This is a genomic window from Micrococcus sp. MS-ASIII-49, assembly GCF_000946635.1.
Classification (GTDB): Bacteria; Actinomycetota; Actinomycetes; order Actinomycetales; family Micrococcaceae; genus Micrococcus; species Micrococcus luteus.
Window position 1 is genome coordinate 16,468 of sequence record NZ_JXSP01000047.1, and the last position, 13,141, is coordinate 29,608.

Annotated in this window: 11 protein-coding genes; all 11 read right to left on the reverse strand. The window is 72.3% G+C overall.

Translation table 11 applies throughout. The features are described from left to right. Nucleotides 1-56: 56 nt before the first annotated feature. Complete coding sequence (gene secG / locus SJ20_RS03365; RefSeq protein WP_036315286.1) at nt 57-308, reverse strand: preprotein translocase subunit SecG; 252 nt, start codon at nt 306-308, stop codon at nt 57-59. 81 nt (nt 309-389) lie between these two features. Beyond that, entirely contained in the window at nt 390-1,181 is a 792-nt protein-coding gene (tpiA, locus tag SJ20_RS03370) for a triose-phosphate isomerase (RefSeq protein ID WP_010078716.1), read from the reverse strand. A 2-nt stretch (nt 1,182-1,183) separates the two neighbouring features. After that, entirely contained in the window at nt 1,184-2,431 is a 1,248-nt protein-coding gene (gene pgk / locus SJ20_RS03375; protein WP_044658948.1) for a phosphoglycerate kinase, read from the reverse strand. Nucleotides 2,432-2,538: 107 nt separating this feature from the next. Continuing rightward, nucleotides 2,539-3,549, reverse strand: a complete 1,011-nt coding sequence (gene gap, locus SJ20_RS03380; protein ID WP_044658949.1) for a type I glyceraldehyde-3-phosphate dehydrogenase — start codon at nt 3,547-3,549, stop codon at nt 2,539-2,541. Nucleotides 3,550-3,734: 185 nt separating this feature from the next. Beyond that, nucleotides 3,735-4,361, reverse strand: a complete 627-nt coding sequence (locus SJ20_RS03385; RefSeq protein ID WP_036315296.1) for a superoxide dismutase — start codon at nt 4,359-4,361, stop codon at nt 3,735-3,737. Between the two features lie 149 nt (nt 4,362-4,510). Next, on the reverse strand, nt 4,511-5,476 hold the full coding sequence (gene whiA, locus SJ20_RS03390) for a DNA-binding protein WhiA (protein WP_036315298.1): 966 nt from the start codon (nt 5,474-5,476) through the stop codon (nt 4,511-4,513). A gap of 31 nt (nt 5,477-5,507) precedes the next feature. Beyond that, entirely contained in the window at nt 5,508-6,554 is a 1,047-nt protein-coding gene (gene yvcK / locus SJ20_RS03395) for a uridine diphosphate-N-acetylglucosamine-binding protein YvcK (RefSeq protein WP_036315301.1), read from the reverse strand. Beyond that, nucleotides 6,551-7,447, reverse strand: a complete 897-nt coding sequence (gene rapZ, locus SJ20_RS03400; RefSeq protein WP_044658950.1) for an RNase adapter RapZ — start codon at nt 7,445-7,447, stop codon at nt 6,551-6,553. The genes yvcK and rapZ overlap by 4 nt, the downstream gene beginning before the upstream one ends. Continuing rightward, nucleotides 7,444-9,369 carry an excinuclease ABC subunit UvrC gene (gene uvrC, locus SJ20_RS03405; protein ID WP_036315391.1) on the reverse strand — a complete coding sequence of 642 codons (1,926 nt, stop codon included), beginning with the start codon at nt 9,367-9,369 and terminating at the stop codon, nt 7,444-7,446. The genes rapZ and uvrC overlap by 4 nt, the downstream gene beginning before the upstream one ends. Beyond that, nucleotides 9,362-10,033 (reverse strand): 1-acyl-sn-glycerol-3-phosphate acyltransferase, encoded by a 672-nt coding sequence (locus SJ20_RS03410; RefSeq protein ID WP_036315306.1) that lies wholly within the window; start codon nt 10,031-10,033, stop codon nt 9,362-9,364. The genes uvrC and SJ20_RS03410 overlap by 8 nt, the downstream gene beginning before the upstream one ends. 40 nt (nt 10,034-10,073) lie before the next feature. Further along, nucleotides 10,074-13,058 (reverse strand): excinuclease ABC subunit UvrA, encoded by a 2,985-nt coding sequence (uvrA, locus tag SJ20_RS03415; RefSeq protein WP_044658951.1) that lies wholly within the window; start codon nt 13,056-13,058, stop codon nt 10,074-10,076. Between the last annotated feature and the right edge of the window lie 83 nt (nt 13,059-13,141).

Consider the following 13,141-nt stretch of genomic DNA (forward strand, 5'->3'; position numbering starts at 1 on the left):
CGCCCCGCACGGATCTTCCGTGCGGGGCGTTCGCGTCGGGGCCCGGCGGGGCGGCCTCAGGACTCCATGGTCAGTCGCGGCAGGACGCCGAGCAGGGCGATCACGACACCCCAGGCGACCACGGAGCCGACGGTCAGGCGGGTGAGCAGACGCTGGGCGGAGCCCGAGGAGCTCATCGAGCTGGTCACGCCGCCGCCGAACATGTCCGAGACGCCGCCGCCGCGGCCCTTGTGCAGCAGGATGAGCAGCACGATGACCACGCTGAGCACGACCACGAGGATCTGCAGGGCCAGGGTCAGGACGTCCACGGGAGGGCTCCTCGGGTCGAGGTGCGGCCCCGGCGCGCGCCGGGGCCGTCACGGAGAATGCGGTCGGTCGGGCCGGACGGATCAGGCCTGGTCGAACCGGACGATCTTAGCAAACTCGTCCGCGTCGAGGCTGGCGCCGCCCACGAGGGCGCCGTCCACGTCCGGCTGCGCCAGCAGCGCCGGCGCGCTGGAGGACTTCACGGAGCCGCCGTAGAGGATCCGCAGTCCGGCGGCGACGTCGTCGCCGTGCAGTGCGGCCACGCGGGCGCGCAGGGCCGCGCACATCTGCTGCGCGTCCTCGGGGCCGGCGACCTCGCCCGTGCCGATCGCCCATACGGGCTCGTAGGCGACGACGACGCCGGCCACGTCCTGCGCCGACAGGCCCGCGATCGAGCCCTCCAGCTGGGCGAGCGTGTGCTCGACGTGCCGGCCGGCCTGGCGCACCTCCAGGCCCTCGCCCACGCAGATCACCGGGGTGAGGCCGTGGCGCAGGGCCGCGGCGGCCTTGCGCGCGACGAGGGCGTCGTCCTCCCCGTGGAGGGTGCGGCGCTCGGAGTGGCCCACGATCGCGTAACGGCACCCCAGCGCGGCCAGGAACGCGCCGGAGACGTCGCCCGTGTAGGCGCCGGCGTCCTCGGGCGAGAGGTCCTGCGCGCCGTAGACGAGGTCCAGGCGGTCGCCGGTGACGAGCGTCTGCACGGACCGCAGGCCCGTGAAGGGCGGGAACACCGCGACCTCCACGGCCTCCTGGTCATGGTCCGCGTCCGAGAGGAGCCACGTGAGGCGCTGCACCAGGGTGACGGCCTCGAGGTGGTCCAGGTTCATCTTCCAGTTGCCCGCGATCAGCGGCACGCGCGTGGTCTGCTCCGCCATGCTCACGCCCGCCCCTCGCCGGCCAGGGCGGTGACGCCCGGCAGCTCCTTGCCCTCGAGGTATTCGAGGGAGGCGCCGCCACCGGTGGAGATGTGGTCGAACGCGTCGTCGGCGAAGCCGAGCGTGCGCACGGCCGCCGCGGAGTCGCCGCCGCCGACCACCGACAGGCCGCCGGCCGCGGAGGCCTCGGTGAGGGCCTGGGCCACCGCCCGGGTGCCCTCCGCGAAGGCCGGGAACTCGAACACGCCCATGGGGCCGTTCCAGAACACGGTCTGGGCGCCGCGGATCTGCTCCGCGAACGCCCGGGCCGTCTCGGGGCCGATGTCCAAGCCCATGGCGGACGCGCCGTGCGCGCCCGAGGTGAGGGCGTCCACGGCCAGGACCTCGTGCTCGGCGTCGGCCGCGAAGCCGGAGGCCATGACGATGTCCGTGGGGAGCACGATGCGGGCGGCCCCGGCCTCGGAGCGGCGCAGGTACTCGCGGACGGTGTCGAGCTGGTCCTCCTCGAGCAGGGAGGTGCCCACCTCGTGGCCCTGCGCCTTGAGGAACGTGAAGAGCATGCCGCCGCCGATCAGCAGCGTGTCGGCCTTGTCCAGCAGGTTGTCGATCACGGCCAGCTTGTCCGAGACCTTCGACCCGCCCAGCACGACGACGTAAGGCCGCTCCGGGGACTCGGTCAGACGGGTGAGCACCTCGAGCTCGGCGGCGACCAGCGGACCCTGGTAGGCCGGCAGCTGTGCCGCGACGTCGAACACGGAGGCGTGCTTGCGGTGGACCGCGCCGAAGGCGTCGCCCACGTAGGCGCCGTCGTCGCCGGCCAGCGCCGCCATCTCGCCGGCCAGTGCGGCGCGCTCGGCATCGTCCTTGGAGGTCTCGCGGGCGTCGAAGCGCACGTTCTCCAGCAGCAGCACCTGGCCGTCCTGCAGGGCGGCGGCCTTCGCGCGCGCGTCGTCCCCGGTCACGTCCGCGGCGAGGGCGACGTCGGTGCCCAGCAGCTCGGCCATGCGCGCGGCGACGGGGCGGAGGGAGTACGCGGGGTCCGGCTCACCCTTGGGGCGGCCCAGGTGGGCCATGACGATCACGCGCGCACCGGCCTCGGCCAGGTCCCGGATCGCGGGCAGCGAGGCACGGATGCGGCCGTCGTCGGTGACGGTGTCCCCGTCCAGCGGGACGTTCAGGTCGGACCGGATGAGCACGGTGCGGCCGGCGACGCCGGCCTCGAGCAGATCGGTGAGGGTCGGTGCGGGCATGATGCCTCCTGGGGTGCCGGAGCGGGGTCGGTTCACGGTGCAGTCTAGGCGGACGGCCCGGGCCGACGGAGGAACCGTCGGCCCGGGCCGTCGGGCGCCGTGCGGGCTCAGAGCTTCGAGCCGATGAGGTCTGCGAAGTCCATGAGCTGGGAGGTGTAGCCGTACTCGTTGTCGTACCAGCCGATGATCTTCACGGTCTGGCCGATGGACTTGGTCAGCGGGGCGTCGAAGGTGCACGCCGCCGGGGAGGTGATGATGTCCGAGGACACGATCGGGTCCTCCGAGTAGACCAGGCGGCCCTGCAGCGGACCGGACTCCGCGGCCTTCTTGAACGCCGCGTTGATCTCCTCGACCTCCACGTGGCGCGTCAGCTCCACGGTCAGGTCGGTGGCCGAGCCGGTGATGGTGGGCACCCGCATGGCGAAGCCGTCGAGCTTGCCCTTCAGCTCCGGGATGACCTCGCCGATGGCCTTGGCCGCGCCCGTGGAGGTGGGCACCATGTTCTGGGCCGCGGCGCGCGCCCGACGGCGATCCTTCTTGTGCACGTTGTCGTGCAGGTTCTGGTCGCCGGTGTACGCGTGGATCGTGGTCATGATGCCGTCCACGATGCCGAACTCGTCGTTGAGGACCTTCGCCATCGGGGCCAGGCAGTTCGTGGTGCACGAGGCGTTCGAGACGATGTGCATCGACTCCGCGTCGTAGGTGTGCTCGTTCACGCCCATCACGAAGGTGCCGTCGACCTCCTTGGCGGGGGCCGAGATGAGGACCTTCTTGGCCCCCGCGTCGAGGTGGGCCTGCGCCTTGGGGCCGGTCGTGAAGATGCCGGTGCACTCGATGACCAGGTCCACGCCGAGCTCACCCCACGGCAGCTTCGTCGGGTCGGCCTCCTGGAAGAACGCGACGTCGCGGCCGTCGATGCGGAACCCCTTCTCGGTCCGCTCCAGCTCGCCCGGGTAGCGGCCCAGGATGGTGTCGTACTTGGTGAGCCAGAACAGGTCCTCGGGGTCGGCGAGGTCGTTCACGGCGACCAGCTCGAGGCCCTCGTGGCCGCGGTCCCTGAGCACGCGCACGATGTTGCGTCCGATGCGGCCGTAGCCGTTGATGGCGATCTTGGTCATGGTGGTCTCTCTCGTTAGTTCGCGTTGCGTGGTCCCCGTGGCGGTGGGTCCGGGGCGGTACGGTCGAGCGGTCGCGCCCGGTCCGGGCGCGCGGTGGGGACAGGGCCGGAGCGCCGAGCCCCTCCCCGCATCGGGGCGCTGACGTCGTGGGGCCACGACATCAGCGCCCCGGTGCGCGGTGTGGATCAGGCCGGGAGGATCAGGCCGGAGGCGCCGGCGCGGGCGGCCTCGAAGCGGGCCTGCACGTCGGCCCAGTTCACGATGTTCCAGATCGCCTTGACGTAGTCCGCCTTGACGTTCTGGTAGTCGAGGTAGAAGGCGTGCTCCCACATGTCCAGCTGGAACAGCGGGATGGTGGCGACCGGCACGCCGTTCTGCTGGTCGTAGAACTGCTCGATCACCAGGTTGCCGCCGATGGGCTCGTAGGCCAGCACGGCCCAGCCGGAGCCCTGGATGCCGAGGGCGGCGGCGGTGAAGTGGGCCTGGAACTGGTCGAACGAGCCGAAGTACTCGTCGATGGCGGCGGCCAGCTCGCCGGTCGGCTTGTCGCCGCCCTCCGGCGAGAGGTTCTTCCAGAAGATCGAGTGGTTCGTGTGCCCGCCCAGGTTGAAGGCGAGGTCCTTCGACAGCTGGTTCACGGAGCCGAAGTCGCCGGCCTCACGCGCGGCGGCCAGCTTCTCCAGGGCGGTGTTCGCGCCCTTGACGTACGTGGCGTGGTGCTTGGAGTGGTGCAGCTCCATGATGCGGGCCGAGATGTGCGGCTCCAGCGCGGCGTAGTCGTAGTCCAGCTCCGGAAGGGTGTATTCGGTCATGCTTCCTCCTTGGTCAGGCGAGGCTGCGGACAGGACGCCCTCGGCCTCCACCTCGGGCAACCTCGCGTCTCGGCGGCGTATTCCGTCCGTCTCCATTGTGATCGGGGGCGGAGCGCCGGGGCCAGATCCCGTCGACGGTGATCCCGCGCTCAGCCCTCGGAGGCCGCGTCCGTCCCGGGGATGCCCCGCTCGGCGGCCCGCTTGTCCGCCATGGCCAGCAGCCGGCGGATGCGCCCGGCGACGGCGTCCTTGGTCATCGGCGGGTCCGCGAGGCGGCCGAGCTCGTCGAGGGAGGCCTGCTTGTGCTCGAGGCGCAGCCGTCCCGCGTAGCGAAGGTGGTCGGGCACCTCGTCCCCGAGGATCTCGAGGGCCCGCTCCACCTTCGCCCCGGCCGTGACAGCGGCCTGGGCGGAACGGCGCAGGTTGGCGTCGTCGAAGTTCGCGAGGCGGTTGGCGGTGGCCCGGACCTCTTTGCGCTCGCGCCGCTCGCGCCAGAGGGTTGCGGTCTGCTCCGCGCCGACGGCGGCGAGCAGCGTGGCGATCGCCTCGCCGTCGCGGACCACGACGCGGTCCGACTGACGCACCTCGCGTGCCTTCGCCGCCACGCGGAGCCGACGCGCGGCCCCCACCAGCGCGAGCGCGGCCTCCGGGCCCGGCGTGGTCACCTCGAGGGCCGCCGAGCGGCCGGGCTCGGTGAGGGAGCCGTGGGCCAGCAGGGCCCCGCGCCACACGGCGGCGGTGGCCGCCGTCGTCCCGCTGACGAGGACCGGCGCGAGGCCACGCACGGGCCGTCCCCGCTGGTCGATGAGCCCGGTCTGCCGGGCGAGGTCCTCTCCCCCGCGCACGACCCGGAGCACGTACCGCTGACCACGGCGCAGGTTGCCGCCGGAGACCACCACGATCTCCGGGGCCAGGCCGTACAGCTCGGTGATGGCGGCGCGCAGGCGGCGCGCACTGGCGCCGTGGTCCAGTTCAACCTCCACGACGACGCGGCCGGCCACGAGGTGCAACCCCCCGGCGAACCGCAGCATCGCCGCGGTCTCCGCCCGCCGCTCCGGGGTCGCGGCGACCGGCACACGGGCCAGCTCCTCCTTGAGGGTCATGGTCAGCGCCATGCTCGTGCTCCTTCTCGGCGAGGTGCGCGCGTCAGTGGGTCATCGCCTCGTCGATCGCGACGGCCAGGCGCAGCGGGTCGTGGACCTGGGGATCCTGGGCACTGCTCACTCTACTGAACGCCACGCGCGCGCCCATCCGGGCCGCCTCGGCCTCCACCGCCGCCCGGTCGGTGACCGCGTCCACGTCGGCGATCACCACGTCCAGCCGGAGGTCCGGCGCATAGGAGCGCAGCACCTTGAGGTGGTCGGCGTGGGTGAGGCCGGTGGTCTCCTGGTCTCCCGTGCGCAGGTTCAGCACCATGAGGCGCCGGGCGGTGGTGGCGGCGAGGGCCGCGCGCACGTCCGGCATCAGCAGGTGCGGCAGCACCGACGTGTACAGCGAGCCGGGTCCGAGCACCACCCAGTCGGCCAGCTCGATCGCCGAGAGCGCCTCCGGGGTGGCGGGGGCGTCGGACGGGCTCAGGCGGACGTCGGTGACGCGCCCCTCGAACGCGGCGACCGCGAGGGCCACCTGGCCCTCCACGCATCGGGTGCGCAGGCGGCCGTCCGGGCCGGCGCTGAGCACGTCCCCGCCGATGGTCAGCGGCACCCGCGAGACCGGCAGGACCTCACCGTGCGCCCGCAGCAGGGCGCCGGCCCAGCGCAGCCCGTCCACCGGGTCGCCCAGCAGCTCCCAGAGGGCGACGATCAGGAGGTTCCCGAGCGCGTGGTTGTCCAGGGTGGCCTGGTCGGCGGGCACCTCGGTGGAGCGGAAGCGGTGCTGCATGACGTGGGCCCAGGTCCGACCCCAGTCGGTGTCGTCGCACAGGGCGGCCAGCGCCATGCGGAGGTCGCCGGGCGGCAGCACCGCCATCTCCCGGCGGATGGTGCCGGAGGAGCCACCGTCGTCCGCCACCGTGACGATGGCCGTGAGGTGCCCGGCCACGTGCCGCAGGGCCGCGAGGGACGCGGAGAGGCCGTGGCCGCCGCCGAGGGCGGTGACGCGGGCCGTGGGGCGGGACATGCCCGCACCCACCCCGCGCCCTTCCGAACCCATCCCGGGCGGCAGGGGCAGTTGGCCGGTGAGCGGGGACGTCATTCGCGCCCCATGTCCCGGTGCTGGACGTGCACCGTGACGTGGGGCACCTGGGCCAGGCGCCGGGCCAGCTCCTCGGCGACGGCCACGGAGCGGTGCTTGCCGCCCGTGCAGCCGATGGCGAGCGTGGCGTAGTGCTTGTTCTCCCGCCGGTAGCCCTCGAACACCGGCCCCAGCATGGCGACGTACGTGCGCAGGAAGTCCTCGACACCGGGGCGGGAGAGCACGTAGTCCGCGACCGCGGCCTCCGTGCCCGTGTGCGGACGCAGCGCCGGCACCCAGTGGGGGTTGGGGATGAAGCGCATGTCCGCCACGAAGTTCGCGTCCGCCGGGACGCCGTACTTGAACCCGAAGCTCATGATGGTCAGGCGCAGCGTGACGGGGCCGGACTCCGAGAACAGCTCGGTGATCTCCGTGGCCAGGCCGTGCACGTTCAGCTCGGTGGTGTCCACCACGACGTCGGCACGCGCCTTGAGCGGCTCGACGACGTCCCGCTCCGCGCGGATGCCGTCCAGCAGCCGGGCGTTGCCCTGCATCGGGTGGGGGCGGCGGCCGGCCTCGAAGCGCCGGAGGAGCACGTGATCGTCCGCATCGAGGAACACCGTGCGGTACTCCACCCCACTGTTGGCCAGGTGCTGCAGGGCGGCGTACAGCTCCTCGAAGTAGGAGCGCGAGCGCACGTCCACCACGATCGCCAGGCGCGGGAACGCCTCCGGCGAGCGGGCGATGAGCTCGGCCAGCGTGCCGAACAGGGCCGGCGGCATGTTCTCCACCACGTCCCAGCCGTGGTCCTCGAGCGCGTGCGCGGCGGTGGTCCGTCCGGCGCCGGACATCCCGGCGATCACGAGCACCTCGGATGTCGGCGGCTTCTCCGGCTGGAGGGTCTCCTCGATCATGACTCCACTGTATCCGCGGGCGTGTCGGCCGTGAGCGCCGTGTGGACGGCCTCGGCCAGCCGCGGCCCGATGCCGGCGACCTCGGTCAGCCGGTCCACGCCGGCGGCCCGGATCTCGGCGACGGAGCCGAAGTGGTTCAGCAGCGCGGTGCGCTTGGCCGGGCCCAGACCCGGGATCCCGTCCAGGGCGGAGACGGTCATCGCCTTGGACCGCCGGCTGCGGTGGCCCGCGATCGCGAACCGGTGCGACTCGTCACGGATGCGCTGGAGCAGGTACAGGCCCTCCGAGGTGCGCGGCAGGACCACCGGGAACTCGTCGCCCGGCAGCCACACCTCCTCGAGCCGCTTGGCCAGCCCGACCACGGGCAGGTCGTCCAGGCCCAGCTCCTCGAGGACCGCCGCGGCCGCGGCCACCTGGGGCGGGCCGCCGTCGACCACCACGAGCGAGGGCGGGTACGCGAAGCGGCGCCCCGCCTCCTGATCGTCCCCCTCGACCTGACCGGACAGCGGGGCGCCCTCCGCGCGCTCCTTGGCCAGGCGGGCGAAACGCCGCCGCAGGACGTCGCGCAGGGACGCCGTGTCGTCCCGGGCGGCCTCCCCCGTGACGTTGAAGCGGCGGTAGTCCTTCTTCTTCGGCAGCCCGTCCTCCATGACGACCATCGAGCCGACCACGTTGGTGCCCTGGGAGTGGGAGATGTCGTAGCACTCGATGCGCAGCAGGGGCTCGGTGATCTCCAGGGCCTCCTGCAGCTCCCGCAGGGCGGCGGAGCGGGTGGTGAGGTCCCCGGACCGCCGCGACTTGTGCAGCTTGAGGGCCATCTCCGCGTTCTCCCGGACGGTCTCCATGAGGTCCGCCTTCGAGCCCCGCCGGGGCACGCGCACGGCGACCCGGGACCCGCGCAGGCCCGAGAGCCACTCGGTGAGCTGTGCGGCGTCGTCGGGCTCGACCGGGACGAGGATCTCGTGCGGGATGCGCTCCGGCCCCTCGAGGTCGCCGTAGACCTGCTGGAGCAGGTGCGCGACCATCTCCGGCTCGGCGACGTCCTCCACGCGCTCCATGACCCAGCCGCGCTGGCCGCGGATGCGTCCCTGCCGGACGTGGAACACCTGCACCGCGACCTCCAGCTCGTCCGCGTGCAGGGCGAAGATGTCCGCCTCCGTGTTCTCCGGCAGCACCACGGCGTTGCGCTCGAACACGCGGCGCAGCGCGGCGATGTCGTCCCTCAGCCGGGCCGCGTCCTCGTAGCGCAGCTCCTCGACGGCACGGGCCATGGCCTTCTCCAGCTCGCGGATGAACCGGTTCGCGTCCCCGGCCATGAAGTCGCAGAAGTCCTGGGCCAGCGCGCGATGGTCCGCCGGGCTGATCCGGCCCACGCAGGGCGCCGAGCACTTGCCGATGTAGCCGAGCAGGCACGGCCGGTCCTGGGCGCGGGCCCGCTTGAACACGCCCGCCGAGCACGTGCGGACCGGGAAGACGCGCAGCATCAGGTCCACGGTCTCCCGGATCGCCTTGGCCGGGTGGAACGGGCCGAAGTACTTCACGCCGGGCTTCCGGTCGCCGCGCATCACCTGGACGCGCGGGAACTGCTCGTTCATGGTCACGGCCAGGTAGGGGTACGACTTGTCGTCCCGGTACATGATGTTGAACCGGGGGCGGTACTCCTTGATCCACGTGTACTCGAGCTGGAGCGCCTCCAGCTCGGAGCCGACGACGGTCCACTCGACCGCGGCCGCCGTGAACACCATGGTCCGGGTCTTGGTGGCCAGCCGGGCGGGGTCCTGGAAATAGGAGCTCAGGCGGGCGCGCAGGTTCTTCGCCTTGCCGACGTAGACGACGCGTCCGTCCGCGTCGCGGAAGCGGTAGACGCCGGGCGACGTGGAGATCTCGCCCGGAGCCGGGCGGTAGGAGGCCGGATCAGCCACGGGCACCCGGGGCGGCGTTGTAGGCGTCCACGCGCTCCTGCCCCGAGAGCGCGCCGATGGCGTCCATGATCGCCGCCGTCGCGTCGCGGCGCTGCGGCAGGGTGTGTCGACGCCCGGGGTGGCCGAAGTCCAGGGGCGCGCCCACGCGCACGGAGAACCGGTGGGGACGGAAGCCGTTGGTGTCCGGCGGCTGGAGGTGCTGCGTGCCGACGAGGCCCACGGGCACCACGGGTGCGCCGGTGGCCAGGGCCAGCCAGGCCGCACCGGTGCGGCCGCGGTAGAGGCGGCCGTCGCGGCTGCGGGTGCCCTCCGGGTAGATGCCGACGCCCTGGCCGGACTCGAGCAGGCCCACGAGGGACTCGAGCGCGGCCACGGAGGCGGCCTGCTCGCCCCGGCGGACGGGGACGGAGCCCACGGACTCGAAGAACCGCCGCCGGACGCGGCCCCGCAGGCCCGTGCCCGTGAAGTACTCCTCCTTGGCGAAGAAGTGGACCGGGCGGGGGGCGAGGGCCTGGAGGATCACCGAGTCGACGAAGGACAGGTGGTTGGAAGCCATGACGAAGGGGCCCCGCGCAGGGACGTGCTCCATGCCGACGACCTCGGGGCGGCAGGTGAGCCGCAGGAGCGCGGCGGCGCTCCTGCGCACGGGCTCCGACGTCGCCATGGCTCTCCTTCGTCCGCGTCCTGCGTGGGCGGGGTCCATGCTACGCGAGCAGCTCCGCGAGGAACCGGCCCGTGTGGCTCTCGGCGACGCGCGCGACCTCCTCCGGCGTGCCCGTGGCCACGATCGTGCCGCCGCCGGAGCCGCCCTCGGGGCCGAGGTCGATCACGTGGTCCGCGCTCTTGATCACGTCGAGGTTGTGCTCGATGGTGAGCACCGTGTTGCCCTTGTCCACGAGGGACTGGAGCACGTGCAGGAGCTTGCGGATGTCGTCGAAGTGCAGCCCCGTGGTCGGCTCGTCCAGCACGTAGATGGTGCGGCCGTTGGAGCGCTTCTGGAGCTCGGCCGCCAGCTTCACGCGCTGGGCCTCGCCGCCCGAGAGCGTGGTGGCGGGCTGGCCCAGGCGGACGTAGCCCAGACCGACGTCGACGAGCGTGTCCAGGTACCGCGAGATGCGGGTGTACGCGCTGAAGAAGTCCGCGGCCTCCTCGATCGGCATGTCGAGGACCTCGGCGATGTTCTTGCCCTTGTAGGTGACCTCGAGCGTCTCCCGGTTGTACCGGGCCCCGTGGCACACCTCGCACGGCACGTAGACGTCCGGCAGGAAGTTCATCTCGATCTTCAGCGTGCCGTCCCCCGCGCACGCCTCGCAGCGCCCGCCCTTGATGTTGAAGGAGAACCGGCCCTGCTGGTAGCCCCGGACCTTCGCCTCGGGGGTCTCTGCGAAGAGCTTGCGGATCGCGTCGAACACGCCGGTGTAGGTGGCGGGGTTGGAGCGCGGCGTGCGCCCGATGGGGCTCTGGTCCACGTGGACCACCTTGTCCAGGTGCTCGAGCCCCTCCACGGACCGGTGCCGGCCGGGCACGAGCTTGGCGCCGTTGAGCCGGTTGGCCAGGACCTTGTAGAGGATCTCGTTGATCAGCGTGGACTTGCCCGAGCCGGACACACCCGTCACGGCCGTGAGGACCCCGAGCGGGACCTCCACCGAGACGTCCTTCAGGTTGTTCTCCTGGGCGCCGCGGACCGTCAGCACGCGCCCCTTCTCCGGGACGCGACGCCGCTCCGGCACCGCGATGGAGCGGCGCCCGGAGAGGTAGTCGCCGGTGACGGACCGCGTGTTCGCCTTGAGATCCGCCAGGGAGCCCGAGTGCACGACCTCGCCCCCGTGCTCGCCCGCGCGAGGACCGATGTCCACGATCCAGTCCGCCTCGGCGATCGTGTCCTCGTCGTGCTCGACGACGATGAGGGTGTTGCCGAGGTCCCGCAGGCGCAGGAGGGTCTCGATGAGGCGGCGGTTGTCCCGCTGGTGCAGGCCGATGGACGGCTCGTCGAGCACGTAGAGGACGCCGACCAGCCCGGAGCCGATCTGCGTGGCCAGGCGGATGCGCTGGGCCTCGCCTCCAGAGAGGGTGCCGGCCGGCCGCTCCAGGTTGAGGTACTCCAGGCCGACGTCCAGCAGGAACGCCAGCCGGGCCAGGATCTCCTTGAGCACCTGGTCCGCGATCTGCCGCTCCCGGTCCGTCAGCCGCAGCCCCGAGAAGAACTCCATGGCCTCCCGCATGGGCAGGCGGGTGGCGTCCGCGATGGACAGGCCGCCCACGAGCACGTTCAGGACCGTGGGGTTGAGGCGGGCCCCGTGGCACGCCGGGCACGGGATCTCCCGCATGAACGACTCGTAGCGCTCGCGGGCGCCGTCCGACTCGGTCTCCCCGTGCTTGCGCATCACGTAGGGGATGACGCCCTCGAAGCCCGTGGTGTAGCGGCGCTCGCGGCCGAACCGGTTGCGGAACGTCACCTCCACCTTGAAGTCCTTGCCGTGCAGGACGGCGTCGCGCTCCGCATCCGTCAGGTCCTTCCACGGGGTGTCCAGGGAGAAGCCCATCTCCTTGCCCAGCCCGCCGAGCACGCGCAGCCAGTAGTCCGAGGTGGACTTGCCGAGCGACCACGGCACGACGGCGCCCTCGCGCAGGGACAGCTCGTCGTTGGCGACGACGAGGTCCGGGTCCACCTGCAGACGGGAGCCGATGCCGGTGCACTCGGGGCACGCGCCGAACGGGTTGTTGAAGGAGAACGAGCGCGGCTCGATCTCGTCCACGGTCTGCTCGTGCCCGTTGGGGCAGGAGAGCTTCTCGGAGAACGAGCGGTACCGGGGGTTGCCCTCGGCGTCCCGCCCGCCGAACTCCGCGGTGTTCTTCCTGCCCTTCTCGGCGACCGGCTCCACGTCCACGAACTCGGCCACGACGAGGCCGTCCGCCAGCTTCAGGGCGGTCTCCACCGAGTCGGTGAGGCGCTGGCGGATGCCCTCCTTCATGGCGAGGCGGTCCACGACGACGGCGATGGTGTGCTTGACCTGCTTCTTCAGCACGGGCGGGTCCGAGAGCTGGACGGTCTCCCCGTCCACGACGGCGCGGGCGAAGCCCTGCGTGGACAGGTCCTTGAACAGGTCCACGAACTCGCCCTTGCGGCCGCGGACCACGGGCGCGAGCACCTGGAAGCGGGTGCGCTCGGGCAGCTCCTCGAGCTGGTCCACGATCTGCTGCGGGGTCTGCCGGCTCACCGGCTCGCCGCACTGCGGGCAGTGCGGCACCCCGACACGCGCCCAGAGCAGGCGCATGTAGTCGTAGATCTCGGTGATGGTCCCCACCGTGGAGCGCGGGTTGCGGTTGGTCGACTTCTGGTCGATGGACACGGCCGGGGACAGGCCCTCGATGAAGTCCACGTCCGGCTTGTCCACCCGGCCCAGGAACATGCGGGCGTAGGAGGAGAGCGACTCGACGTAGCGTCGCTGGCCCTCGGCGAAGATCGTGTCGAAGGCCAGGGAGGACTTGCCCGAGCCGGACAGACCCGTGAACACGACCATGGCGTCCCGCGGGAAGCTGACGTCCACGTCCTTCAGGTTGTGCTCGCGGGCGCCCTGGACGACGATGCGGTCCCGCTCGCCCGAGCGCGCGCCGCCGGGGCCGGAGGCGAGGCCGCCGGGGTGGGCCTCGACGGCGGAGGAGACGGTGGTGGAGGAGTTCTTGGGCACGCGGCCAGCATAGGGGCGGGTACGGACACGACACCGGGGTCTCGCCTGTGGGCGAACCCACCGCGGGCCGGGCCCGCCCTGGC